A 23,952-nucleotide genomic window follows, 5' to 3' on the forward strand; every position below is an offset into this window, starting at 1 on the left:
TGCCCGGGAAGCTGCAAGCGGTGTGCCAGAACCGTGGTGCGCAACATCGCGCTCGCCGGGCATGGCCCGGCGCTACCGTGGGTCGGAGCAGGTGTCTGGTAGCGCCGGGCCGTGCCCGGCGCAGACGCGTGCGGCGGCCTTACGCCGCCATCGCCACCTTGCGCAGGCGGTCCAGCACGAAGTCGGCTAGCTCGTGCGGCGAATACTTGGCGACAAAGGCGTTGGCACCCACGCGCTCGACCATCGCATTGTTGAATACGCCCGACAGCGAGGTATGCAGCAGCACGTACAGCCCGGACAGGCCGGCATGGCGCCGGATTTCCGTCGTCAGCGTGTAGCCGTCCATGGCCGGCATCTCGATGTCCGAGATCACCATGGCGTAGCGTTCGGCCGGGTTTTCACCCGAGGCATGGATCTGCAGCAGGTGGTCCAGCGCCTGTTTGCCGTCCGAGAGCAGGGTCGCGCCCACCCCCAGCTGGTCCAGCACGCTGCGGATCTGCTGGCGCGCCACCCGCGAATCATCCACCACCAGCACCTGCAGCTGCGGGGCGTCGGCGGGCATCGCCATGGCCGGGTCGAGCACGGCCTCACCGCGCACCTGGGCGATGTCGGCCAGCACGCTTTCCACGTCGATCACCTGGATCAGCTCGCCCTGGAAGCGGGTCACCGCGGTCAGGTAGCTCGATTCAGCGCCCAGTTCCGGCGGCGGGTGGATGTCTTCCACCGCGATGTTGACGATGCGCTCCACGCCGCTGACCAGGAAGCCCTGGATCGAGCGGTTGAACTCGGTCACCACCAGGTAACCGGGTGCGGTGTCCGCATCGGGCTCGCGCTCGGGGTGGCCGATGGCCAGGCCCAGGTCCAGCACCGGCACCGAACGGCCGCGTACGTCGGCCACGCCGGCGAACTGGCCGGGCAGGCCGGGTACCTGGAACAGTTCCGGGCGGCGCAGCACTTCCTGCACCTTGAAGACATTGACGCCAAAAAGCTGACGTCCGCCGAGGCGGAACAGCAGCAGCGCCAGGCGATTGTGGCCGGCCAGTCGGGTTCGCTGGTCGATCCGGTTGAGCAGGTCATGAGACATGGCTGCTGTATCGGCGCGGGCAGGGGGGAACTTGAGGGCGAGTGCAGCGCCGGGCCCAGTGAGATTTCCGTGGCCCGTCTGTGGCACGCAGCTTGCACGCGTCTGGGCCAGGTCTTACCGACAGGAGGCGCCATGCGCCGCATTGCTTCTTTCCTTGCCATTGCAATGGCCGTGGCCGCGCCGTGGGCAACCGCAGCCGACTGGCAGCCGGTGGCCAGCATCCGTGCTGCCGCGTTGTCGACCCTGGCCGCCGGCACTGAAGGTGAGGCCGTGGTTGCTGATGCGCTGCGCCTTCCGCGTTGCGGCGGCGCATTGCAGGTGCAGCCCACGGCAAACACCACCGTGGAAGTGAGTTGTCCCGACGCCGGTGGCTGGCGCCTGTTCGTGCCGGTGAAGGTGCGCCGCAACCAGACCGTGCTGGTGCTGACCCGAGGCATCGGCACTGGAGAATCCATCGCCGCTGCCGATATCAGTACTGCCCAGCGTGACGCGGCACGGATTGCCGGTGCAGTGCTGGCCGATCCTGCCGCAGCGATCGGCCGCATCGCCCGTCGGCCGTTGCCGGCAGGAACACTGTTGTCGAGCAACGATCTGGTTGCACAGCGTCTCATCAAGCGAGGAGACAGTGTGGCACTGGTATCGCGGCGTGGTTCGGTCGAGGTCCGCATCGCCGGCCGCGCACTGGGCGATGCCGGGCAGAACGAGCGCGTCTCGGTGGAAAACCTGTCCTCGCGCCGTATCGTGCAGGGCACGGTGGACGCGACCGGTGACGTAATCGTGGCGCGTTGAAATAATGCAGAATTCCCCTAAAGATCACGGCCCTGCGGCCGTTATCCCTTGTGTACGGCAACTCCAGGACACCCCATGAGCCAGAAAATCGACGGCAACCTGCAGGTCCCCCAGGCACTGCGCAGCGTGACCACCCCGGCCGCCAAGCCCGGCGTCAGCACCGATTCGGCGGCACGTCCAGTCGAGGCGGCCGACAGCCTGCGCCTGACCGGCGAAGCCACCAACCTGCAGGCCATCGAGCGTGAGCTGAGCACCGCCCCGGCGATCGACGCCCAGCGTGTTGCAGCGGTGCGCGAATCGCTGCAGAACGGCACCTACAAGATCAATCCGGACGCGATCGCTTCGCGCATGCTTGAACTGGACCAGCAGCTGCAAGGATGACCGCGGCGATGAGCGAGCCGCTGCAGCGCCTTGCCCAGGCCCTGGACGTTGAACGCCAGGCCCTGGTCGAGCACGACGTGCACGCCCTGATCCGTGCCACCGGTGCGAAGCTGGAAGCGCTGCGTGCGCTGGAAGGCGCGCCACCGGTGGGCGAGGGCGAGCAGCTGCAGGAACTGGCCGAGCGCAACCGCGCCAACGGGGTGCTGCTGTCGCGGCGCCGGCGCGAGGTCAACTGGGCACTGCGCCAGATGGGCCGCACCGAAGAGTCCTCGGCATACGATGCCAAGGGCCAGTCGCATACCGTCACCGCGCGGCGGCCACTCGCCGTCGCCTGACAGGACCGGCGGTCGGCTGACCGCCCGATGGCGGCTGTAGGCCGCCGCGTGAACGCGTATATTGGGCCCCTGTTTGATCGCCCCGAGCCGCCGTGTCTGCCGCCAACGTTCTGGTTACCGCCCCCCTTCCGCCGCAACCGGTGCTGCAGGCCCTGCTTGAGCGCCTGCGCGAGGGCCTGCTGCTGTTCACCGAAGATGGGCAGGTCGCCCTGGCCAACCCGGCCGCGCAGAGCCTGCTGGGCAGCGATGAAGGCACCTTGCCGCCGCCGCAGCGCCTGCGCCAGCTGCTGCCGCCGGATGCGCTGGAACATGCGCGCCAGCACGGTCACTGGAACGGCAGCCTGCCGCTGGGCGAGGGCGTGGTCATTGCCCATCTGTACTTCCATGGCGAACCCGGTTCGGGGCACTACCTGGCCTTGTTCCGCCATATCGAAGGCCAGGAAGACTACGAACGCGAACTGCAGCAGCGCCATGCCGAACTGCGCCAGGCCTACCTGCGCTTGAACGGCACCCAGGAAAAGCTGCTGCAGTCGGAGAAGATGGCGTCCATCGGCCAGCTTGCCGCCGGCGTGGCGCACGAGATCAACAACCCGATCGGCTACGTGCATTCCAACCTGGGCAGCCTGCAGGAATACCTGCGCAGCCTGTTCACGGTGATCGAAGCCTACGAACGCGCCCTGCGTGCGCCCGACCCGAAGGCGCTGATTCCGGAAATCGACGATATCCGTGACCGCCTGGACATCGATTTCATCAGCCGCGACCTGCCGCAGCTGATGGCCGAGTCACGCGAAGGCATCGAGCGCGTCACCCGCATCGTGCGCGACCTGAAGGACTTCTCCTATTCCGGCCGCGACGAATCGTGGAAGCTGGTCGACCTGCATTCCGGCCTTGAATCGACCATCAACATCATCTGGAACGAGCTCAAGTACAAGGTGCACCTGGTGCGCGAGTTCGGCCAGCTGCCGCTGGTGGAATGCCTGCCCTCGGAGTTGAATCAGGTCTACATGAACCTGCTGCTCAACGCCGGCCACGCCATCGCCGAGCGCGGCACGATCACCGTGCGTACCGGCGTGGACGGCGACACGGTGTGGGTCGAGTTCGAAGACACCGGCGGCGGCATTTCGCCGGAACTGCGCCAGCGCATCTTCGATCCGTTCTTCACCACCAAACCGGTGGGCAGCGGTACCGGCCTGGGCCTGTCGATCTCCTACAGCATCATCAACAAGCACCACGGCCGCATCGATCTGGACAGCACCCCGGGCGTCGGCTCGCGCTTCCGCCTGGTGCTGCCGATCAAGCAGCCGCGCTGATCGTGGCCGCCGGGCATGGCCCGGCGCTATCCCAGGGCCGCGGTAGCGCCGGGCCATGCCCGGCGGATGCGGTTACCGCAGCGGCGAACGATCCTCACCGCCGTCGGCCGGCTCGACAGCCGCCAGGCCACCGTTGCTGCGCCGCTGTTCCTCGTACGTGCGGAAGGCCTGGTGGATGTGCTTGCGCAGCTCGTCGTCGTTCCACGGCTTGGTCAGGAACCGGTAGATCGCACCGCGGTTGATCGCATCGGTCACCGTGTTGAGGTCGGTGTAGCCGGACAGCACCAGCCGGATCGTGTCCGGGTACAGCATCTTCACCCGGCCCAGGAACTCGGTGCCGCTCATGTCGCTCATGCGCTGGTCGGACAGGATCACCTGCACATCGTTGATGGCCAGCAGATCGAACGCATCGCGCACGTTGCCTGCCGCCAGGATGCGGTACCCATCGCGGCGGAACAGGCGCACCAGCGAGCGCAGCACGTTCTCCTCGTCGTCCAGCAGCAGCAGGGTGCGGTCCGGCCGGGTTTCGGCGAACGCTTCGGGGCGCAGGTAGCGGCGGCGCAGGGTCATGCCGGCGGCATCGGCGGACATCGGTTCGCCGAACAGGTAGCCCTGGAACACGTCGCAGTCGTTGCGGCGCAGGAAGCCCAGCTGTGCCTGCGATTCCACGCCGTTGGCGATCACCGTCATGCCCAGCTGGTGGCCCATCGCAATGATCGCGCGTGCGATCGCCGCTTCACGGTTGCCGGCCGGGGCGCTCTTGATGAAGCTGCGGTCGATCTTCAGCTTGTCTACCGGGTAGCGCACCAGCGCACTCAGGCTCGAATCGCCGGTGCCGAAGTTGTCCAGGCTCAGGCTGATGCCTTCGTTGCGCAGGTTGGCCAGGGTTTCGTGCACGAAGTTGACGTTGTTGGTCAGCGCGCTTTCGTTGATTTCCAGCGTCAGCATCTGCGCCGGCACGCCGGACGCCTGGATCACGCCCATCACTTCGGCAAAGAAATTCGGGCGCAGCAGCTGCAGGGTGGACACATTCACCGCGATGGTGAAGTCATCAAAGCCCTGGTCGCGCCACAGCCGGGCCTGCTTCAATGCACCCTCCAGCACCCACGTACCAATCTGCACGATGATGCCCAGGCGCTCGGCGGTGCGCATGAAACGCTCCGGCACCAGCATGCCCAGGGTCGGCGACTGCCAGCGCAGCAGCGCCTCCATGCCCACCACATGGCCATCGCGGGCACTGACCAGCGGCTGGTAACGCAGCTTCAGTTCGCCGTTGGGAATGGCATCGACGATCTGCCGCGCGATGATGCTCTCGCTGTGCGCGCTCGGCGGCGTGTCCACCGCGTGGATGCGCACCGCATTGCCGCCTTCGCGGGCGGCCTGGTACAGCGCATCCTCGGCATGGTCGAGCAGGCGCGAGGCATTGCTGGCGTGCTCCGGGCACAGGCTCACCCCCAGCTTGCCGGTCATGAACAGCGTATAGGGCAGTACCGACAGCGGCAGTTCCATCTGCTGGCGGATCTCTTCGGCGAAATCCTCGGCCAGGGGCAGATCGGCGGTGCGCGGCACGGCAATCAGGAACTCATCGCTGCCATGCCGCCACAGCATGCCGCGTCCGCGCAGGTAGGACTGCAGGCGCTGGGCCACCAGCACCAGGGCCTGGTCACCAACCTCCGCGCTCATGTTCTCGTTGACCGAGGCGAAGTGGTCGATGTCCACATGCATCAGCATCAGCGGGGTACCACCGGAGGCGGCTTCGGCGACCATCGCCTGCAGCTCGGGGTTGCCGGCGCCGAGGCGATCAGGTGCATCATCGATGCTGACCGGGGGCAGGTTGGGGTTCCACATGGGCTCAGTATTCCGCTGACTCGACGGCCGCCGTAACAGCGGCCTGGTAAGGAAGGTGGACATCGACGAGGGTACCGGCGCCGTGCGCCGACTCGATCCGCACATGGCCGCCCACGCTCTGCGCGCGCTCGCGCATCACGATCAGGCCCAGGCCGCGCGGGCCATCCGGATCGAACCCTTCGCCATCGTCACGGATCATCAGGTGCAGCCCGCGCTGGTCGACGTCGCGCAGCTGCAGCACCACCTGGCTGGCGCGCGCGTGGCGCAGTGCATTGGTCAGGCTTTCCTGGGCGATGCGGAAACAGGCCTGCTCGATGCTGTTGTCCGGGCGCGTGGGCAGCGATTCGATCTCGGCCTGCAGCTCGACGGTGGACGAGCGGAACAGCACGCGTGCCTGCCAGCTCAATGCCGCTTCCAGGCCCAGCGCATCCAGCTGCGGCGGCCGCAGCAGGGTGGAGATGTCGCGCAGCTTGGCAACGGTGGTATCGGCCAGGCTGACGATCTGTGCCAGGTCCTCGCCGCGCCGCTGCGCATCGTCCTCGTCCTGCGCCGCATAGGCCGACAGCTTGATCGCGGTGATCGCCTGGCCGATGTCATCGTGCAGGTCGCGCGAGATTGCCCGGCGCTCGTCCTCCTGCAGCGAGAACAGGCGGCCGGCCATCGCCTGCAGCTCGCGGTTGCTGGTCTCCAGCGCGCTTCGGGTCTGTTCGGATTCACTCAGGTCGCGCACGATCAGCAGCTTGCAGTCGCGGCCTCCGTAGCGCACGTCGCCCACCGCAATGCCAGCCTGGAAGCTGCGGCCGTCGGCGCGCTGCATGGCCACCACGCTGCTGTGGCCCGGGCTGTGCTGCGGCTGCCCGGCACGCATCTGTGCGCGCATCCGGGCCAGATCGCCGCCTGCCACCAGGGCCGACAGCGGCTCGCCCAGCAGCGTGTGGCTGCCGTAGCCGAACAGGCCGGCCGCCCACGCATTGGCATACAGCACATGTTCGTCGGACAGGATCACCACGCCATCGGGCAGCACCCGCACCAGCTCGCGGAACTGCTCTTCGCGTTCGCGCAACAGGCGCCGCGACTGCTCACGCTCGGTCACGTCCTGCAACGTGCCCAGTATCCGGTCACGTCCGGCTTCATCCACGCCGCTGGCGGCACGCAGGTGCACCATCAGCGCACGGCCATCCATTGCCAGTACCGGCAGCAGCACGTCCACCTGCACCTGCTCACCCGAGCACAGCTCGGCCAGCACCTGGTCGGTCTGTGCGGCCGTGGCCGGGTCGGCTGCCACCAGCAGCTCGTCGAAACGATGCCAGCGTCGCGCCTCGGGCGGGCGACGGCCCAGCAGGCGATAGACCTGGTTGGAGTAACGGCCCTGGCCGGTCGACGGGTCCAGCTCCCACGCGCCGATCCGGGCCAGCTCGTGGGCTTCTTCCACGCGGGCCAATGCCTGGTCGCGCCGCAGTTGGGCCAGGTCTTCAGCGGTGCGGTCGATGGCGATCAGCAGGCGCGCAGTGTGGCCGTCGTAGTCGATCGCGTTCGAACGCAGTTCCATCTGCCGCAGGCTGCCATCACGCAGCTGCAACTGCGCGCGCAGGATGCACAGCTGCTCGGGCGCGCCGCGAATCTCCTCCAGCTTGGTCTGCAACGCCTGGTCCTGGCCGGGTGGCCAGAGCACGTCGATGGTCTGCGCCAGAAGCGCCTCGCGGTCCCAGCCGAAGGTGGTGCAGGCGGCCGGATTGGCATCGAGGATGGCCAGGCTGTCCAGGTCATACACCAGGATCGGGCCCGGGTTGCCCTCGAACATCTGCCGCAGGCGCAGTTCGGAGGCCTGCAGGCGGGCATGGGTGTGCAGTACGTGCTCGGCCAGCGGCCGCAGCAGCAGGTACAGCAGGCCCGCGCTGGCCAAAGCGAAGAACGCGCCCTTCATGCTCTGCCAGAGCGCCGCCTGCTGCGGGTCGGGCACCAGCGCGGTCACCGCGCCGTCGGTGGCGATCATCCAGGCCAGCGCCATCGCCAGGTAGCTCAGCACGATGCGCCGACGGTCGCGCCCCAGCGCCTGCGCCATCCGCGGGTCGGGAACAGGGGCGGTGCCGGTCGGTTCTACGGGCATGGACAGGGCAGGGGGGCGGGCAGGGAGAAGGGGTGCGGGCCATCTTACCGCGCAGCTGTGCCCTGGCCACTCAATTATCCGCCGCAGGCGCCGTTAACCACTGCGTGCCCCGCTGTCGGGCGTTTCATCCGGAGCAAGATCGCGTGGACCAAGGGATCATCGCCAGCCTGCTGCAGCATCCGCTCGCCTCGGCGCTGGTCATCGTCGACCGCAGCGGGCGCCCGCTCGCGGCCAATCCGGCTGCGCGCGAGCATGGCCTGCCGGCCACGGTGGCCGCCTACGCGCCGATGCTGGAAGACCTGCGCCTGCTGGCCGCCGACGGTGGCATCGTCGCCTGCACGCTGCCGGGCGGCCCGCGCGGCCACTACGATGGCCACCTGCGCGCCGTGCATGACGGCAGCGGCAACCTGCTCGCCTTCACCCTCAGCGTGCCCGAGCCGGTGCCGGTTGATGGTGGCGGTCGCTGGGAACTTGCACTGGACAGCGCCGGCCACAGCCTGTGGGACTGGGACATCCCCAGCGACCGCGTGGCGCGCACGCCCGCACTGGGTGAGGAAACGGCCACGCAGATACTGGCGCGCGTGCACGCCGACGACATCACCCAGGTGCGCGCCGCGCTGGATGAACACCTGCACGGTGACAGTGAGCAGTACAGCGCCCAGTTCCGCTTCCGCCAGGCCGATGGCCAGTGGCGATGGGTGCTGGACCGCGGCCGGGTGGTGGCCCGTACCGCCGACGGCCAGCCGCTGCGCATGGTCGGCACCCATACCGACATCGAGCAGCAGAAGCAGCTGGAAGCCCTGCTGCAGGAGCAACAACTGCATCTGCGCGAAGCCCAGCGCATCGCCAGCATGGGCAGCTGGTCGTTCGATCCGCACAGCCGCCAGTTCTGGTGGTCGCCGGAACTACGCTCGCTGCTGGCGCTGCGGCAGGACAGCATCCCGGGGCAGCGACGCTGGCTCAAGCAGCTGCACCCGCGCTCACGTGGCGCACTGCGTGCGGCCTGGCGTCGCCTGTGGCGCGATGGCCGGGCTGCCAACCTCGAACTGGAACTGACCCGCGGCAACGAACCCTCGCAGCATCTGCGGTTGTGGATGCAACCGTTGCTGGACATGGACGGGCAGCCCAAGCGCCTGCTGGGGCAGGTGCAGAACATCACCGAACAGCATCAGACCGATGCCCTCATCCGTTGGCGTACCGAACTGCTCAACCGCGTGTCCGCGCTGGGTCGCATCGGTGGTTGCGAGATCGAAGTGGCGACGCGCAACATGCAATGGACCGAGGAGTGCTATCGCATCCACGGCCTGCGCAAGGAGCCGATCACCCTCGACCAGGCGCTCGCGTTGTATGCCGAGGATTCGCGTGCGGCGTTTGAAGCCGCGCTGGGGCGCATTGCCGGTGGCGGCCTGCCGGAGCAGCTGGATCTGTGCTTCTACCGCCAGTCGGGGTTGCGCGTATGGGTGCAGGTGCTGATCGAGCTGGACCGTCGTGATGGCCTGCCGCCGCGCTTTGTGGTCCTGTTCCGTGACATCACCCGCGAGCGCGAAGCGAACGAGCGGATTGAACTGCTTGCCCATTACGATCTGCTGACCGGACTGCCCAACCGGGTGCTGCTGGGCGAGCAGACCTCCGAAGCCATCGAGGAAGCGCGCGATCGCGGCACCTCGCTGGCGATGCTGTTCATCGACCTGGACGGCTTCAAGAACATCAATGACAGCTTCGGCCACGCCACTGGCGATGCGCTGCTGAAGGCCGCCGCAACCCGGCTGCACCAGAACCTGCGCAACAACGACCTGTTCGGCCGCTTCAGCGGCGACGAGTTCATCGTGGTGCTGCGCGACCTGGCCGAACCGGAGGATGCCGGGCACGTGGCGCGCAAGCTGATCAATTCGCTGGCCGAGCCGCTGCGCCGTGGCGACACCACCTTGAAAGTGGGCGCCAGCGTGGGCATCGCCATGCTCGGCGAGAGCCAGACCGACTTCGATTCGCTGCTGCGCGCGGCCGACGCAGCGATGTACGCGGCCAAGGAAGCTGGTCGCAATACCTACCAGTATTACAGCCAGGACGCGCTGGCGCGGATCCAGCGCCGGCTGGAGATCGAGCACGGCCTGCACGGCGCCATCGAGCGCGACGAGTTCAGCCTGGCCTATCAGCCACTGCTGCACGCCCATCACGGCGAGCCCCCCGCAATCGAGGCGTTGCTGCGCTGGCATCGCCCGGGCATCGGCTACTGCAGCCCGGCAGAATTCATTCCGATCGCCGAAAAGTGCGGCGAAATCGTCCGCATCGGCGACTGGGTATTGTCCGAAGCCTGTCGCCAGGCAGCCGCGTGGGATCGTGCCGGCCTGCATTTCGAGCGCATCGCCGTAAACGTGTCGGCGGTGCAGTTGCGTGATCGTGGCTTTGCCGAGCGCGTGATCGAGATCTGCCACGCGCATGGCTGGCCGCCGCAGCGGCTGGAGCTGGAGCTGACCGAATCGGCGTTGATCCGTGACACCGACATCCTGCGCCACTGCTTCGATGTGCTGGAACGGCACGGCGTGCCGCTGGCGGTGGACGACTTCGGTACCGGCTTCTCCAACCTCAACTACCTCAACCGTTTCCCGGTCGGCCGCCTGAAGATCGACCGCAGCTTCGTGCAGGGCATGCTGCATGACTCGGGCACCGCCGAGGTGACCCAGGCCATCGTCCATCTTGGCCACGCACTGGGCATGAAGGTGGTGGCCGAGGGCGTGGAAACGCACCAAGAAGAAGACATGCTGCGCCGCCAGGGCTGCGACGAGATCCAGGGCTACCTGTACTCGCGCCCGCTCACACCGCGCGACCTGGCGCAGTGGCTGCGCCAGCAGCACCTCGCCCCAGGCCGCACTGATGCCGCCAGCGAAGTGATGCTGGCGCGCTGACGCACTCATCCACGCATGGCGTGGATCTACTCCAGGGCCAGCCCTGGTGGGTGCCGTTGGGCAAGCCTAGGGGGGGGGGGGCGACCGTTGGGCACGCTTTGGTGGGTGCCGACCGTTGGTCGGCACTGATGCCTGCACTCGCGACCATCCACGCATGGCGTGGATCTACTCCCGGGGCCAGCCCTGGTGGGTGCCGACCGTTGGTCGGCACTGATGCCTGCACTCGCGATCATCCACGCATGGCGTGGATCTACTGCGGCGCGGCAACCAAGCGCTGCGGAAATTCGGAGCGAAGTCGTGCGCGTACCGCTTCGACCACCTCTACATAGCGTCGGCGCTGGATGAAATAGCCTATGTAGAACAGCACCAGGGCCACCAGCATCGGCCACGCAGCGGGTCGGACGAGGATGACCGGCACCAGCATCAGTGTCAGGCCCAGCGCGAACCAGCTGCACAGCCCGATCACCCGCACCTCCCTGCGCCGTGCATCGATCATCACCCGCCCGCGCATCAGCGGAAAGTAGCGACGGCCAACGCTCGGCACGAAGCTCTCGCGAAAGGCGATACTGCCGTCCGGCAGCGCGCGGAACACCAGGCAAAGCCAGGTATCGGGCGGCAGGTCATGCTCCAGACCGGCCAGTGAAAGCTGCGCCAGCTCTGCCGGCGTAGCGGCGATGCGCTGGTTGAACAGCGCGATGCCGGTGCGGAAGAAGAACGGCGCCCAGAGGGCCAGCAGCAGGAGTTCGATCAGCAGCAATGCGATCAGGGCGATGGCCATCGGTCTTCCATGAACGGGACCGGCGCATCATGCCACGTGGGCAGTTGCATCCACGCATGGCGTGGATCTACTTCAAGGCACTGCCATCCAGCCCCAGGTCCCACGCCAGGCCCAGCACGTCATCGCCGGCTGCCGGTGGGGCAGGGCGCGCGTCGGCCAGTTTCTGCAGCTCCTGGATTTCTTCGCGGGCCACCTCTTCCAGCTGGCGCAGCTGCTCACGTACGCCCGCATTGCGCGGGCGCTCGTTCTCGTTGATCGGGGGCAGGGCGCGGATCAGGGTCATGGTGCGCTTGCAGGATGCATCCAAAGGCGGGTCACACGCAAAGGCCCCGGCAGAACCGGGGCCTCGCACGCTGCCGGACGGGGCAGCGGACATCAGGATCAGAACAGCTCGACCGTACCGGCGCCCATGCTCTGCTGGGCAACCGGCTTGTGCGGCGGACGCTCCCATTCGCTGCGCAGTTCGCGCAGGCGGTTGCCGGTGCGCTGCAGGGCAGAGGCGATTTCTTCGTCGAACACGCCGCCGTTGCGGTGCAGCAGTTCCTGCAGGGCCACCGCTTCGCGGTTGATCGCGGTCAGGCGGTCCAGGTGGGTATGCACGCCGCCCAGGGCCTGGGTGGCGATGTCCTCGAACTGCAGGGCGCGCACGGCTTCGGCCACGCTGCCATCGATCGAGCGCGCGCAGTCGGACACTTCGCGCATGCCGTCACCCAGCGAAGCGTTGATCTGCGCCACGTTGTCCAGCATCGCCGCCGCTTCCTGGCGCGCTTCACGGGAGCGGTCCATATCGCGCGAGGCCATGTGCGAAACCGTCTCGCGGACCTTGGCGATGGCATCCTTGGAGCTGTGCGCCAGCTTGCGGATCTGCTCGTTGAAGGTGGTCGAACGCTCGGACAGGTTGCGGACCTCGTCGGCAACCACGGCGAAACCACGACCGGCTTCACCGGCACGCGCAGCTTCGATGGCAGCGTTCAGGGCCAGCAGGTTGGTCTGGTCGGCAATCGACTTGACGTCTTCCAGCAGCGCGAAGATGCCATCCAGGTGCTGCGCCATCTGGTCGATGTGCTGCACGGTGGTGCTGCTCTGGCCGCTGACCTGCTCCAGCGCTTCCACCAGCTGTTCCATGCGGTGGCTGGCGTGCTGGGCGAAACGGGCAACGTCGAGGCCGGCGCCGCCTTCGTCACCAGCGCGGTCGACGATGCGTGACAGGGCCTGGCTCTGCTGGCGCGACTTGCGGTTCATGGCATCGAAGCTGCCGCCGAGGCTGGAGACGGCCTGGCGGATCAGGTCGCGGGCGCGTTCCACTTCGCCACGCGAACCGTCGATCTCGTTGCCGACGAAGTTGCGCAGTTCGGTCAGCAGCTGGTCCTGCTCACGCAGGACACGGGCATGTTCCGGGGAACGGTGCGCCTGGGCGCGGGCGGTCCACCACGCAAAGCCGAGCCAGCTCAGCGTCATCGTGGTCAGGATCGCCCAACGCAGGGCAACCGGCCATTCGAAACCGATGGCGAAGGGGAGCAGCAGGGTCAGAGCCAGGGGGGCGGCCAGACGGATGAAAATGCGTGAGTACATGGACGTTCTCGGGAGGTGCACGGAGGATGTATCGGCCGTACCCCCTTTCTCTTTAACGTCGATGTGCTCACTGAATGCGCCGGATTTCTGGCGCCATCCGCCGGGCATGGCCCGGCGCTACCCTCGGGTGCTCGGTCGCCAGCGCCAGGCCATGCCCGGCGGGCTCCCCGCCTTCAGGCCAGCTGCCGGTCCACGGCCTCGACCATCGCCTTGCGGCTGAGCAGGAAGTCCCAGTAGCTGCCACCCAGCTGCCGCCACAGTACGGCGGCGCGCACGGCGGCCAGCAGCAGCGCGCGGATCTCGGCCACCACGCCGGCCTGGCCCAGGTAATGCGGGTTGCCCTGCACCATGACCCGCGGCTTGAGGTGGCTGATGGTGTCTGCATACAGGCCGCCCAGCGCGGCCAGAACATCCGGGTGGCCGCTGTCACCCAGCTCGGTGGCCTGGCGCTGGGCGCGCTCGATACCCGAGGCGACCTTGTTCACGGTGGCGCCGTCCTGCACGAAGCGGCGCTCCAGCTGCAGTACCGACAGGGCCAGCTTGGGCAGGATCGGGTCCTGGCCCTGGCTGCGGAAATAATTGTGCAGCAGGCGCAGGCCGGATTTCAGGGCGTGCCGATCGCCAAAAACCGCCTGCGGCGAGGACGCATCGATGCGGAATACGCTGTCCACGGCAGTGCGCACGGCAGCGGCGTCGGAGTGGCCGGTATCGGCGATACGGCGTACCTGCTGCAGGGCCTGGGCAATGCCGGCCAAAGCCAGAACGCGGTCGTCGACAGTGAAACTCATGCAGCGATTACCTCAAAAGGAGAAGGGGTGGTGCGCAGGCGCTGTTCCAGCGGCGCGTCGGTGGCGGCGATCACCGCGCCACCCAGGCAGACCTCACCGTCATACAGCACCAGGGATTGCCCGGGGGTGACTGCACGCTGCGGCCGGGCGAAGGTGACCTGCACGCTGCCGTCGTCCAGCACGTCCACGGTGCACGGCTCATCGGGCTGGCGGTAGCGGGTCTGCGCGGTGCATTCAAAACGCCGCGCCGGTGGTGCACCGGCAATCCAGTGCGCGGTCTCCGAGCGCAGCCGGTTGGACAGCATCCACGGGCTGTCACGGTCCTGGTCCACGTACAGCACGTTGCTGGCCACGTCCTTGCCGACCACATACCAGGGCGCGGCAGGGCGGCCGCGCACGCCGCCGATGTTCAGGCCTTCGCGCTGGCCCAGGGTGAAATAGAAGACGCCAGGATGTTCGGCGATCACGCTGCCATCGCTGGGATCGAGGATCTGCCCGGCCTTGGCCGGCAGGTAGCGCCCAAGGAACTCACGGAAATCGCGCTCGCCGATGAAGCAGATGCCGGTGGAGTCCTTCTTGGCATGGGTCGGCAGGCTGACGTCGCGGGCGATCCGGCGCAGGTCGCTCTTTTCCAGATCACCAATCGGGAACAGGGTGGCCGCCAGCTGCTCCTGCCCCAGCTGGTGCAGGAAGTAGCTCTGGTCCTTGGAGCGATCGGCGCCACGCAGCAGCAGCCACTGATGGCCGCGCTGGGCAATGCGTGCGTAATGGCCGGTGGCGATCCGCTCGGCGCCCAGTTCGCGGGCCGCATCAAGGAAGTGCTTGAACTTCACTTCGCGGTTGCACAGCACGTCCGGGTTGGGCGTGCGGCCGGCGGCGTATTCGGCCAGGAAGTGCTCGAACACGCCCTGCCAGTATTCGTTGGAGAAATCGCGGAAATGGAACGGAATGCCCAGCAGTCCGCAGACCGCCACCGCGTCGCGGCGGTCGTCCTCGGCGCGGCAGTCACCGCTGCCGTCGTCGGCCCAGTTCTGCATGAACAGACCGGCCACGGCCTCGCCCTGCTGCACCAGGCGCCAGGCAGCCACGGAAGAATCCACGCCGCCAGACACGCCAACCATCACCCGTGGGCTGCTCATGCGACCTCCCGGACCAGTGCAAGCGGATAGCGCTGGCCGGCCAGGTAGTCGGCCAGCACCTGCCAGACCAGCGGGCTGCGCTGGCGTCCGGCGGCGGCCTGCAGTTCGGCCGGGGTCATCCACAGCGCCCGATCGATGCCGGCATCCAGCGGCCGCGCGGGGTCGTGCGAGACCGGGCGCGCGGCATAACAGAAGCGCAGGAACGGGGTGCCGTCACCGGCGGTCCACTGGTAGCAGCCGATGAAGGCGGTCAGTTCCACCGTCCAGCCGGTTTCCTCGACGGTCTCGCGCAGGGCGGCCTCGGCCAGGCTTTCACCCGGCTCCAGATGCCCGGCCGGCTGGTTCAGCACCTGCCGGCCCTCGATGGTTTCTTCCACCAGCAGCACCCTGCCGCCGTCGACCACCACGGTGGCGACGGTTGCATGCGGTGCCCAGCGCGGGTCCGGCGAGGTGTTCAACTCAGAGATCGTCCTTCTTGGTCAGCTCCAGCTCCATCGCATCGGCGGTGCGGATGGCCGCATCGATGGCGTCGCTGAGCTGGTCGGAGGTGGCGTCGGCATCGATCTTCACCACGAACATCGCAGTCGATTCCTGCTTCACCCAGCCGCCCATCTTGGCGTCCTGCGAATCTTCCAGCAGGCGGTTGGCCACGGCCACCGGGAACTGCTTGGTCTGCGAGGTGTAGCCCGGCGACCAGATCTCGCGGATGTTGTGGGTACCGAAGTCTTCCACCGACGAGCGCACATAGACGATCTGGGTGCGATCGCCTTCGACATCGAACACCATCTGGTAATCGCCGTCTTCATCGACCTCGTAGGTGTAACCCAGCTTTTCCAGGTGACGGGCAACGGCCTTGTCGGCCTTCGTGCTGTCAGTGGTGGTCGCAGCGCCAGCGGTGCCCGCGGCAGCCAGGGCGATCAGCAGGGCGGAGAGAAGGGTCCTTTTCATGAAGATCCTGTGAAACCAAGTGTGTGGGAAGGTGCAATTGTGACGGCGGGCGCCCGTGCCGTCCATTCCACGCGGGGCCTACGCAAGGCCGTCGCACCCCTTATAATCGGCAGATGCCTCGCGAGTCCGCCCCCGATTCCCACCACGAGCACGGCGTTGCCGTGGAGCCCGCGCGCCCGGAAGTGGCGCCGCCGCCCTTCTATCAGGTCATGCTGCTCAATGACGACTACTCCCCGATGGATTTCGTCGTGGATGTCCTGCAGCAGTTCTTCAACATGGACCTGGACAAGGCCACCCAGGTGATGCTGCACGTCCACACCCGTGGCCGTGGCGTCTGCGGTGTGTTCACCCGCGAAGTGGCCGAAACCAAGGTGGCCCAGGTCAACGAGTACGCGCGGATGAACCAGCACCCGCTGCTGTGCACGATGGAGAAGGCCTGATCCTGGCACGGCGTGCCCACCAGGGTGGGCACCTGCCAGGTTCGAGTCACGCCTCCGCCAGCGCCTGCAGGGCCATCACGGCCACCGCCTCATCGATGTCGGCCGGGTCGCCATCATCCCTGAACCACACCGCTGACAGGCCGGCACTGGCCGCGATCCAGCGCAGCAGCCGCGTGCGCTCGAGATCGGCCAGCCGGCAGACCTGTTCCACCCGGGCATGGAAGCGCTCGGGCCGTGTTGCCACATGGATGCCCGGCCCGCACAGGTCCGGGTTGCTGAACATCGTGGTGTAGTCGAACGCGCGGTCGCCCAGCAACCGCTTCGGGTCGATCGCCAGCCAGCCCCGCGCGCCGAAATCCAGCACGTTGTCGTGGTGCAGGTCGCCATGCAGGGGCCGGATCTCCTGCTCGTCCTCCAGCAGTGCCATCGCCAGCGATCTGCACTGTTCCAGCAATGGCGGCAGCGGTGCCCTTGGTTGCAGCAGATCGGCGAACCATCTACGCAGGCAGACCAGATCTTCTGGTGGCGCGCTCCGTGGCCGGTGCAGCTGCTGCAGGACCTGGCACAGGATCATGGTGCAGGCGTCGTCCTCGCCCTTGATCGAGCGTTGCCGCAGCGAATCGCCGTGCGCCCGTTCGATCAGGATCGCCGGCCCCTCGTGGGCCAGCAGGCGTGCGGCACCGTCGCCGTTCCACCAGCGCAGCAGGCGATGGCCGTTCTGTTCCTCTGTCTCCGTGCTCACCTTCAACATGGCCGCCTCGCCAGAGGCGGTCAGCACCGGCCAGAGCCGGGCATGGGGGGTACGGATCGAAGGACCATCACGTCGCAATCGCCAGCGGCTCAGGTAGGGTTCGCTCATGTGGGTGGGGCTGTCCTGGAGTGAACGATGATCAAGCGTTTGGTAGTGCTAACGCCATCTGAACGTCGCAATCCGCTAGGGTGATGGAAATCGTGTAGTCAGGCCGCATATTGTCTCCAACTGCCGCCGGAGTAATCCATGTTCAGCAAAGACCTCGAACACACCATCGGCCAGTGCTACAAGCGCGCCCGTGAGGCCCGACATGAGTTCATGACGGTCGAACACCTGCTGTTGGCACTGCTCGACAACCCGTCCGCCCAGGCCGTATTGAAGGCGTGTGGCGCCGACGCCGACCGCCTGCGCCAGGAGCTGGAGCAGGCCATCGAGGCCTCCGTGTCCCGCCTGGCCGAAGATGACGGCCGCGATACCCAGCCCACGCTGGGCTTCCAGCGCGTGCTGCAGCGGGCCGTGTACCACGTGCAGTCCTCCGGCAAGAAGGAGGTCACCGGCGCCAATGTGCTGGTCGCCATCTTCGGCGAGAAGGACTCCCACGCGGTCTATTACCTCAACCAGCAGGATGTCACCCGGCTGGATGTGGTCAATTACCTGTCCCACGGCATCGCCAAGCTGGGCGAGGAAGGCGAGCAGCCGTCTTCGTCCGAGGGTGAGGGCCGTATGGAAGGGGGCGAAGGCGAGCCCAAGGGCGATGCCCTGACCGAGTTCGCCAGCAACCTCAACGAGCAGGCCCGTGCCGGTCGCATCGACCCGCTGGTCGGCCGTGCCGACGAGATCGAGCGCACCATCCAGGTCCTGTGCCGCCGCCGCAAGAACAACCCGCTGTACGTGGGCGAGGCCGGCGTCGGCAAGACCGCGATTGCCGAGGGCCTGGCCCGACGCATCGTTGAAGGTTCGGTGCCGGACGTGCTGGCCGATGCGGTCATCTATTCGCTCGACCTCGGCGCGCTGGTGGCTGGTACCAAATACCGTGGCGACTTCGAAAAGCGCCTGAAGGGCGTGCTGACCGCGTTGAAGAAGGTGCCCAATGCGGTGCTGTTCATCGACGAGATCCATACCATCATCGGCGCCGGTTCGGCGTCGGGCGGCACCATGGACGCCTCCAACCTGATCAAGCCGGCACTGGCGTCGGGCGAGCTGCGCTGCATCGGCTCGACCACCTTCCAGGAATACCGCGGCATCTTCGAGAAGGACCGGGCGCTGGCCCGTCGCTTCCAGAAGATCGACATCGTCGAGCCGACCGTGGGCGAAACCTACGAGATCCTGCAGGGCCTGAAGTCCAAGTACGAAGCCCACCACGGCGTCACCTACGCCGATGAAGCGCTGCAGGCCGCCGTCGACCTGTCGGTCAAGCACATCGCCGATCGCCTGCTGCCGGACAAGGCCATCGACGTGATCGATGAGGCCGGTGCCCGCCAGCGCCTGATGCCGGAAGGCCAGCGCAAGGAGCTGATCGACGTCGAGGAAGTCGAGGCCATCGTCGCCAAGATGGCGCGCATCCCGGCCAAGCAGGTCAGCGCCACCGACAAGGATGTGCTGCAGCACCTGGAGCGCAACCTGAAGATGGTGATCTTCGGCCAGGATCCTGCCATCGGCACCCTGGCGTCGGCCATCAAGCTGGCACGCTCGGGCCTGGGCAATCCGGAAAAGCCGATCGGCAACTTCCTGTTCGCCGGCCCCACCGGTGTCGGCAAGACCGAGGTGACCAAGCAGCTGGCGCTGCAGCTGGGCATCGAACTGGTCCGTTTCGACATGTCCGAATACATGGAGCCGCATTCGATCAGCCGCCTGATCGGTGCGCCCCCGGGCTACGTCGGCTTCGACCAGGGTGGCCTGCTGACCGAGAAGATCGTCAAGACGCCGCACTGCGTGCTGCTGCTGGATGAAATCGAGAAGGCGCACCCGGACATCTTCAACATCCTGTTGCAGGTGATGGACCGCGGCGTGCTGACCGACACCAACGGCCGCGAAGCCAACTTCAAGAACGTGGTGCTGGTGATGACGACCAACGCCGGCGCGGCGCAGGCCTCGCGGCGCTCGATCGGTTTCACCAAGCAGGACCACGCCACCGATGCGATGGAGACCATCCGTCGTGCGTTCACCCCGGAATTCCGCAACCGCCTCGATGCGGTGGTGCAGTTCCAGCCGCTGGGCTTCGAACACATCCTGCGCGTGGTGGACAAGTTCCTGATCGAGCTGGAGATGCTGCTGCAGGAGAAGCACGTCAGCCTGTCGGCCACACCGACTGCGCGCGACTGGCTGGCCCACCACGGTTTCGACCCGCTGATGGGTGCCCGCCCGATGGCGCGGGTGCTGCAGGACAAGGTGAAGCGCCCGCTGGCCGACGAACTGCTGTTCGGCAAGCTGGTCAACGGTGGCAAGGTCAGCATCGACGTGCGCAACGACGAGCTGGTGGTCGAGGCGCAGGCCGAGCCGGAACGGCTGTTGCCGGCCACGGTGGAGTAAGGATGTGCCGGGCAGCGCCCGGCAACGGAAGCAACGACAGGGCGGCGCAGGCCGCCCTTGTCGTGTCAGCTCCTCAGCGGCTGCGCTGGCGGGCCATGCGCTGGAAGGTGGCAGCTTCGAGGGGTTCGATCCGCTCGACCGTGCAGCTGGCGCGGTCGGTCTTCAGTACGCTGCGTGAGCCGGCGCAGAGCTGGTTGCTTTCGCCCTGGGTTTCAAAGGCCAGCCGCCGCGAGGTCACGGCGCCGTTGCAGGAGGCTTTGAACACCACGCGGTAGTGCTGGTCACCATTGCGCAGCAGCACATCGCGATCGGCGCCGGCGCGGACGATCTGTTGGTCTTCGCTCAAGGCAATGCAGCTGTCACCGGCGCTTGCCGACGGCGTGTCGGCGGCCTGGGCGGCGGGTGCGATCAGGGCGGCAGTGCTGAATACCAGGGCGGCGAAACCAGCGGGCAGGGAAGTCACGTTCATGGCAGGGGGCAGGGGGTGGCGATCCGGACTGGATCGGATGCCACGATGACGCCGCCGCTGGGAATGCGAATCTGCCGCAAGCATGGCTGACCGATGTCACGGTGCATTCGGTCAGGGTGCCGTCCGGCAGGGCCGGATTCCAGGCATGACAAAAGGCCAGCGTCCAGGGCTGGCCTTGTCGAGGTGGCGCAACGCGCCAGCCGCTTACTTCATTCGGTAGGTGATACGACCCTTGGTCAGGTCGTACGGGGTCATTTCAACCTTGACCCGGTCACCGGTGAGGATGCGGATGTAGTTCTTGCGCATGCGGCCGGAGATGTGGGCGATGATTTCGTGCCCATTTTCCAGACGAACGCGGAAAGTGGTGTTCGGCAGCGTCTCGCTGACGGTGCCCTCGAACTCGATGGAATCGTCTTTCGACATGTAGTCCTGTGCGGTTCAGAAAACGGCCACGCTGGGCCTAAGGCGCAGCATTTTACGCGTCAAACGCCCAGCTTGCAAAGATTGTGTTATTCCCCGGCAAAATCCGCTGCCGGCACGCGCCCGACGAGCCGGGTCCAAGCGCCTTCCCGGCCCGGCGCCTGTACCGCGCTGCGGACCTGCTGCAGAAACGGCGCGCGCGGCAGGTGCTCGGCGCCCATGCGCAGCAGATGCGGATTTTCCACCTGCGCGTCGATCAGTGGCCAACCCCAGCCGTGAAGCGTGCGTGCCAGTGCGGCCAGCGCCACCTTGGAGCCGCCACTTTCGCCACTGAACATGCTTTCACCGAAGAACATCGTGCCGATGGCCACACCATAGATGCCGCCGACCAGCGTCTGCCGATCCCACACCTCGAAGGAATGTGCGAAACCCAGGTCGTGCAGCTGGCTGTAGGCATCCACCATCGCCGGGCTGATCCAGGTGCCGTCCTGGCCGGGGCGGGGCGCGCTGGCGCAGGCACGCATCACCTGGCTGAAGGCGGTATCGGCGGTCACTTCCCAGCGGTTGCCGCGCAGCTGCCGGCGGAACCTGCTGCTCAGGTGCACGCCGTCGGTACGGAACACCATGCGCGGGTCCGGCGACCACCACAGGATCGGCTCGCCCTCGCTGAACCACGGAAAGATGCCGCCGGCATAGGCATTGAGCAGGCGCAGCGGGTGCAGGTCGCCGCCCACCGCAAGCAGGCCATCGGGTTGGCGCAGCGCTGTCTCGGCCGGCGGGAAGGGGGCATCCGGCGCATCGGCCAGGCGCCAGGGCAACTGACGGGTCATGCCGGCATTGTATTCGTCGTGGCGATGGGCGATGTCTGGCACCATCACGCACTACCGGCAAGGAGCCCCGCATGAGCGATCCGATCACCGCCATCCTCGATGCGCACGATGCGCCGCGCACACGCAATGACAGCCTGGCCATGCTGTTGACCCTGGCCAGCGAAGACCGTCCCCAGCTTGGCGCGCTGCTGCTGCGGGCGCTGGACCGCCGCTCGCCCAGCTCCACCTTCCTCGACACCGCCTTGGATCTGCTGCCGGACGAGGCTGTCGCCCCGGTCTGTATTGACGCCTGGCGGCGCTATCGTGACGGCGAGCGCGGCGAGCTGCTGACCAGCGTGCTGGAGTTTGCTAGCTACCAGGCGCCGCACACGCTGCAGGACGATTGGGAGGCGCTGCTGGAGGTCGCCATTGAGGATCATATCCAGCTGGCCTCGCAGGTCTGGCAGGCATTGCCGCCGTCGGTTGCGACTGACTGGGCGCATCGGTTGACCGAGGCAGACGACGATCGCGAACTGGAGCGGGCCAAGGCAGTGCTGCTGGCCACCCAGCCGGAGACCCATGCCGCCGCCCGTGGCTACCTGGCGGACTGGAGCGACCTGGATGCCGAGGTCTGGGCGCACTGGGCGGGCTTGGCCGATGGCCCGCGTCTGCGCCATCTGCATGGCCGGCAACCGCTGCACCTGCGCTTCGGGCGCGAACAGCATCGTGCACAGGTGGCCGAAGAGCCTGCCTGGCGCAAGCGGATCTGGCGGCTGCATCCCACCTGGAATGGCGGCCAGGTGCTTCACGCCGGGCGCGTGGGCGGGCTGCTCGATGCCTTGTGCGGCAGCTGTCATGCGCCGCTGCAGCGTCTGCTGCAGTCCGATGCTGCGGCGCTGCAGCCGGACGCGGAGGGTGAGGTCACGCTCGGGCTGTGCCTGGACTGCTGTGGCTGGGAAGACCCGCCCGTGCGTTTCTATCGGCACGATGCACAAGGCACGCCGAGCTGCCACCCCAGCCAGCACTGCCAGGTGCCGATCAATCCCACCGACAGCGGCGACCTGCTGCAGGCCGAGGTGGGTCTTGCCGCGATGGACAGCCATCGCTGGCAGCAGCAGGACTGGGGCCAGTCCAATCACCGGCAGAACCTGTCGCGGGTGGGTGGCGCACCGAGCTGGGTGCAGAGCGCGCACTACCCGGCGTGCATCGATTGCGGCGAGCAGATGCCTTTTGTGATGCAGCTGGACTCAACGTTGCCGACTAACAATGAAGGCATGTTGCTGTGGGGTAGTGGCGGCATGCTCTACAGCTTCTGGTGCGCGAAGTGCCGGGTGAGCGGGCACTTCTGGCAGTGCACCTGAGCGCCGCATCCCCGCCATTGCCGTGGTGGATGCCAACCTTGGTTGGCGCGCTTCTCCGACGCTACGGTTCCGCGCGGAACGGGCCATGCCCCTGCAGCTCCTGCTGGTAGCGCCGCACATCCCGCCGCTCCTGCCGGCACCAGTCGCGCAGTGCCTCGGCAAACTCCGCATCGGCCACCCAGTGCCGGCTGCGCACGATGGTGGGCAGGAAGCCGCGTGCCAGCTTGTGCTCGCCCTGCGCACCCGGCTCGAAGCGGGCCACGCCCTCGCGCAGGCAGTACTCGATGCCCTGGTAGTAGCAGGCCTCGAAGTGCAGGCCGGGCAGGGTGGCACCGCCCCAGTAGCGGCCGTACAGCGTGTCGCCACCGCGCAGGCACAACGCGCCGGCAATCGGTTCGCCGTCCTGTTCGGCCAGAAACAGCACCAGCCCGCGCCCCAGTGAAACCGCCAGATGGCGCAGGAACGCTTCGGTCAGCGCTGGCGCGTTGCCGTATTCCAGGAACGTCTGAAGGTAGAAGCGGTACATCGCCTGCAGATCGGCGCGGGTGGCCTCATCGCCATGCACCACCCGGAAGCTGATGCCCTGGCGGCCGACCTTGGCGCGCTCCTGGCGGATGTTCTTGCGGTGTTTGTGGTCCATCGCGCCCAGGAACTCTTCGAACGTCACCCAGTCACCCGGGTTATGCCACTGGAACTGGATGTCCTCGCGCAGCAACCAGTCGTCGTCGAAGATTGTTTCGTCAGCCGCTGTGTGGAAGTTGATGTGTGCTGATGACACATCCAGCACAGGCAACTGTTCGCGCAGTGCTGTCAGCAGGGCGGTGCGCTGCGCATCGTCGCGGGCCAGCAGGCGCGGGCCGGTCACCGGCGAGTACGGCACCGCGCCGAGCCACTTCGGGTAGTAGTCGCGCCCGTGCCGCGCATAGGCATTGGCCCAGGCGTGGTCGAACACGAACTCACCGTGGGAATTGGTCTTCAGGTAGCCGGGAATCGCGCCGACCAGGGCATCACCGTCCCACAGGGTGAAGTGCTGCGGCTGCCAGCCCCAGTCCTCGCGCAGGCAACCGTAGGTTTCCAGGCCGGACAGGAAGGCATGGCTGACGAATGGATTGCGGCCATCGTGCAGGGCGTCCCAGGCGGTGGCGGGAACGGACTGCAGGGAGTCGAGGAAGCGGGCGGTGGGCATGGGAG

23 protein-coding genes are annotated in these 23,952 nt (G+C 67.1%); 8 read left to right on the forward strand and 15 right to left on the reverse strand.

Translation table 11 applies throughout. The features are described 5' to 3' along the window. Positions 1–139: 139 nt before the first annotated feature. Positions 140–1,084 carry a chemotaxis protein gene (locus LC407_RS06660; RefSeq protein ID WP_025879111.1) on the reverse strand — a complete coding sequence of 315 codons (945 nt, stop codon included), beginning with the start codon at positions 1,082–1,084 and terminating at the stop codon, positions 140–142. Positions 1,085–1,216: 132 nt separating this feature from the next. Here LC407_RS06660 and flgA point away from each other — a divergent pair, with 132 nt between their 5' ends. The 4 genes from flgA (at position 1,217) to LC407_RS06680 (ending at position 3,899) form a co-directional block, all read left to right on the forward strand. Further along, a complete protein-coding gene (gene flgA / locus LC407_RS06665) occupies positions 1,217–1,873 on the forward strand; it encodes a flagellar basal body P-ring formation chaperone FlgA (RefSeq protein ID WP_033831051.1) in 657 nt (218 codons plus the stop codon). 75 nt (positions 1,874–1,948) lie between these two features. Beyond that, positions 1,949–2,254 (forward strand): flagellar biosynthesis anti-sigma factor FlgM, encoded by a 306-nt coding sequence (gene flgM, locus LC407_RS06670; RefSeq protein WP_025879113.1) that lies wholly within the window; start codon positions 1,949–1,951, stop codon positions 2,252–2,254. Continuing rightward, positions 2,251–2,589 (forward strand): flagella protein, encoded by a 339-nt coding sequence (locus LC407_RS06675; protein WP_025879114.1) that lies wholly within the window; start codon positions 2,251–2,253, stop codon positions 2,587–2,589. Before flgM ends, LC407_RS06675 begins: the two co-directional genes overlap by 4 nt. Before the next feature lie 92 nt (positions 2,590–2,681). Beyond that, positions 2,682–3,899 carry an ATP-binding protein gene (locus tag LC407_RS06680; RefSeq protein ID WP_025879115.1) on the forward strand — a complete coding sequence of 406 codons (1,218 nt, stop codon included), beginning with the start codon at positions 2,682–2,684 and terminating at the stop codon, positions 3,897–3,899. Between the two features lie 72 nt (positions 3,900–3,971). Here the strand turns inward: LC407_RS06680 and LC407_RS06685 are convergent, their stop codons facing one another. Both LC407_RS06685 and LC407_RS06690 read right to left on the reverse strand, forming a co-directional pair. Beyond that, the gene (locus tag LC407_RS06685) at positions 3,972–5,747 is read right to left on the reverse strand and encodes an EAL domain-containing protein (protein WP_025879116.1); all 1,776 of its coding nucleotides are present in this window, start codon (positions 5,745–5,747) and stop codon (positions 3,972–3,974) included. Between the two features lie 4 nt (positions 5,748–5,751). Beyond that, positions 5,752–7,854, reverse strand: coding sequence for a PAS domain-containing sensor histidine kinase (locus LC407_RS06690; RefSeq protein WP_080148819.1), 2,103 nt, complete (start codon positions 7,852–7,854; stop codon positions 5,752–5,754). A gap of 143 nt (positions 7,855–7,997) precedes the next feature. Between LC407_RS06690 and LC407_RS06695 the strand changes: the two genes are divergently transcribed. Further along, on the forward strand, positions 7,998–10,757 hold the full coding sequence (locus LC407_RS06695) for an EAL domain-containing protein (RefSeq protein WP_025879118.1): 2,760 nt from the start codon (positions 7,998–8,000) through the stop codon (positions 10,755–10,757). 250 nt (positions 10,758–11,007) lie between these two features. On the opposite strand, the gene LC407_RS06700 is transcribed toward LC407_RS06695, so the two are convergent. From LC407_RS06700 to LC407_RS06730, 7 genes are all read right to left on the reverse strand, one after another. Beyond that, positions 11,008–11,535 carry a hypothetical protein gene (locus LC407_RS06700; protein WP_032974823.1) on the reverse strand — a complete coding sequence of 176 codons (528 nt, stop codon included), beginning with the start codon at positions 11,533–11,535 and terminating at the stop codon, positions 11,008–11,010. Positions 11,536–11,602: 67 nt separating this feature from the next. Beyond that, positions 11,603–11,818, reverse strand: coding sequence for a hypothetical protein (locus LC407_RS06705; protein WP_025879121.1), 216 nt, complete (start codon positions 11,816–11,818; stop codon positions 11,603–11,605). Positions 11,819–11,916: 98 nt separating this feature from the next. Beyond that, on the reverse strand, positions 11,917–13,107 hold the full coding sequence (locus LC407_RS06710; RefSeq protein WP_025879122.1) for a methyl-accepting chemotaxis protein: 1,191 nt from the start codon (positions 13,105–13,107) through the stop codon (positions 11,917–11,919). Between the two features lie 173 nt (positions 13,108–13,280). After that, on the reverse strand, positions 13,281–13,895 hold the full coding sequence (gene hflD / locus LC407_RS06715) for a high frequency lysogenization protein HflD (protein ID WP_025879123.1): 615 nt from the start codon (positions 13,893–13,895) through the stop codon (positions 13,281–13,283). After that, entirely contained in the window at positions 13,892–15,034 is a 1,143-nt protein-coding gene (mnmA, locus tag LC407_RS06720; protein WP_025879124.1) for a tRNA 2-thiouridine(34) synthase MnmA, read from the reverse strand. Before mnmA ends, hflD begins: the two co-directional genes overlap by 4 nt. Then, positions 15,031–15,492, reverse strand: a complete 462-nt coding sequence (locus LC407_RS06725; protein WP_025879125.1) for an NUDIX hydrolase — start codon at positions 15,490–15,492, stop codon at positions 15,031–15,033. The genes mnmA and LC407_RS06725 overlap by 4 nt, the downstream gene beginning before the upstream one ends. Before the next feature lies 1 nt (position 15,493). Next, complete coding sequence (locus LC407_RS06730) at positions 15,494–15,982, reverse strand: hypothetical protein (protein ID WP_025879126.1); 489 nt, start codon at positions 15,980–15,982, stop codon at positions 15,494–15,496. 113 nt (positions 15,983–16,095) lie between these two features. Here LC407_RS06730 and clpS point away from each other — a divergent pair, with 113 nt between their 5' ends. Continuing rightward, on the forward strand, positions 16,096–16,422 hold the full coding sequence (gene clpS, locus LC407_RS06735) for an ATP-dependent Clp protease adapter ClpS (RefSeq protein ID WP_025879127.1): 327 nt from the start codon (positions 16,096–16,098) through the stop codon (positions 16,420–16,422). 46 nt (positions 16,423–16,468) lie between these two features. Here clpS and LC407_RS06740 read toward each other — a convergent pair whose 3' ends face one another. Continuing rightward, the gene (locus LC407_RS06740; protein ID WP_025879128.1) at positions 16,469–17,281 is read right to left on the reverse strand and encodes an APH(6) family putative aminoglycoside O-phosphotransferase; all 813 of its coding nucleotides are present in this window, start codon (positions 17,279–17,281) and stop codon (positions 16,469–16,471) included. A gap of 138 nt (positions 17,282–17,419) precedes the next feature. Here LC407_RS06740 and clpA point away from each other — a divergent pair, with 138 nt between their 5' ends. Continuing rightward, positions 17,420–19,702, forward strand: a complete 2,283-nt coding sequence (gene clpA / locus LC407_RS06745; protein ID WP_032974818.1) for an ATP-dependent Clp protease ATP-binding subunit ClpA — start codon at positions 17,420–17,422, stop codon at positions 19,700–19,702. Positions 19,703–19,775: 73 nt separating this feature from the next. Here the strand turns inward: clpA and LC407_RS06750 are convergent, their stop codons facing one another. From LC407_RS06750 to aat, 3 genes are all read right to left on the reverse strand, one after another. Next, positions 19,776–20,171: a hypothetical protein gene (locus LC407_RS06750; RefSeq protein WP_025879129.1), complete on the reverse strand. Its 396-nt coding sequence runs from the start codon at positions 20,169–20,171 to the stop codon at positions 19,776–19,778. Positions 20,172–20,375: 204 nt separating this feature from the next. Continuing rightward, positions 20,376–20,594 carry a translation initiation factor IF-1 gene (gene infA, locus LC407_RS06755; protein ID WP_005409596.1) on the reverse strand — a complete coding sequence of 73 codons (219 nt, stop codon included), beginning with the start codon at positions 20,592–20,594 and terminating at the stop codon, positions 20,376–20,378. A gap of 86 nt (positions 20,595–20,680) precedes the next feature. After that, complete coding sequence (gene aat / locus LC407_RS06760; RefSeq protein ID WP_100436615.1) at positions 20,681–21,421, reverse strand: leucyl/phenylalanyl-tRNA--protein transferase; 741 nt, start codon at positions 21,419–21,421, stop codon at positions 20,681–20,683. Positions 21,422–21,492: 71 nt separating this feature from the next. Between aat and LC407_RS06765 the strand changes: the two genes are divergently transcribed. Further along, complete coding sequence (locus LC407_RS06765; protein WP_223482446.1) at positions 21,493–22,761, forward strand: hypothetical protein; 1,269 nt, start codon at positions 21,493–21,495, stop codon at positions 22,759–22,761. Positions 22,762–22,822: 61 nt separating this feature from the next. Here LC407_RS06765 and LC407_RS06770 read toward each other — a convergent pair whose 3' ends face one another. Next, positions 22,823–23,947, reverse strand: coding sequence for a GNAT family N-acetyltransferase (locus LC407_RS06770; protein ID WP_223482447.1), 1,125 nt, complete (start codon positions 23,945–23,947; stop codon positions 22,823–22,825). Positions 23,948–23,952: the final 5 nt, after the last annotated feature.

The organism is Stenotrophomonas sp. OVS01A (genome assembly GCF_019969775.1).
Classification (GTDB): domain Bacteria; phylum Pseudomonadota; class Gammaproteobacteria; order Xanthomonadales; family Xanthomonadaceae; genus Stenotrophomonas; species Stenotrophomonas indicatrix.

Bases quoted from the DNA above. Each gene is read 5' to 3' on its own strand.
- LC407_RS06675 (WP_025879114.1), top strand. From the start codon at position 2,251: ATGACCGCGGCGATGAGCGAGCCGCTGCAGCGCCTTGCCCAGGCCCTG.
- LC407_RS06765 (WP_223482446.1), top strand. From the start codon at position 21,493: ATGAGCGATCCGATCACCGCCATCCTCGATGCGCACGATGCGCCGCGC.
- LC407_RS06660 (WP_025879111.1), bottom strand. From the start codon at position 1,084: ATGTCTCATGACCTGCTCAACCGGATCGACCAGCGAACCCGACTGGCC.
- LC407_RS06700 (WP_032974823.1), bottom strand. From the start codon at position 11,535: ATGGCCATCGCCCTGATCGCATTGCTGCTGATCGAACTCCTGCTGCTG.
- LC407_RS06685 (WP_025879116.1), bottom strand. From the start codon at position 5,747: ATGTGGAACCCCAACCTGCCCCCGGTCAGCATCGATGATGCACCTGAT.
- mnmA (WP_025879124.1), bottom strand. From the start codon at position 15,034: ATGAGCAGCCCACGGGTGATGGTTGGCGTGTCTGGCGGCGTGGATTCT.
- infA (WP_005409596.1), bottom strand. From the start codon at position 20,594: ATGTCGAAAGACGATTCCATCGAGTTCGAGGGCACCGTCAGCGAGACG.
- hflD (WP_025879123.1), bottom strand. From the start codon at position 13,895: ATGAGTTTCACTGTCGACGACCGCGTTCTGGCTTTGGCCGGCATTGCC.
- clpS (WP_025879127.1), top strand. From the start codon at position 16,096: ATGCCTCGCGAGTCCGCCCCCGATTCCCACCACGAGCACGGCGTTGCC.
- LC407_RS06705 (WP_025879121.1), bottom strand. From the start codon at position 11,818: ATGACCCTGATCCGCGCCCTGCCCCCGATCAACGAGAACGAGCGCCCG.
- flgM (WP_025879113.1), top strand. From the start codon at position 1,949: ATGAGCCAGAAAATCGACGGCAACCTGCAGGTCCCCCAGGCACTGCGC.
- clpA (WP_032974818.1), top strand. From the start codon at position 17,420: ATGTTCAGCAAAGACCTCGAACACACCATCGGCCAGTGCTACAAGCGC.
- LC407_RS06710 (WP_025879122.1), bottom strand. From the start codon at position 13,107: ATGTACTCACGCATTTTCATCCGTCTGGCCGCCCCCCTGGCTCTGACC.
- LC407_RS06730 (WP_025879126.1), bottom strand. From the start codon at position 15,982: ATGAAAAGGACCCTTCTCTCCGCCCTGCTGATCGCCCTGGCTGCCGCG.
- LC407_RS06690 (WP_080148819.1), bottom strand. From the start codon at position 7,854: ATGCCCGTAGAACCGACCGGCACCGCCCCTGTTCCCGACCCGCGGATG.
- aat (WP_100436615.1), bottom strand. From the start codon at position 21,421: ATGACCCGTCAGTTGCCCTGGCGCCTGGCCGATGCGCCGGATGCCCCC.
- flgA (WP_033831051.1), top strand. From the start codon at position 1,217: ATGCGCCGCATTGCTTCTTTCCTTGCCATTGCAATGGCCGTGGCCGCG.
- LC407_RS06770 (WP_223482447.1), bottom strand. From the start codon at position 23,947: ATGCCCACCGCCCGCTTCCTCGACTCCCTGCAGTCCGTTCCCGCCACC.
- LC407_RS06750 (WP_025879129.1), bottom strand. From the start codon at position 20,171: ATGAACGTGACTTCCCTGCCCGCTGGTTTCGCCGCCCTGGTATTCAGC.
- LC407_RS06740 (WP_025879128.1), bottom strand. From the start codon at position 17,281: ATGAGCGAACCCTACCTGAGCCGCTGGCGATTGCGACGTGATGGTCCT.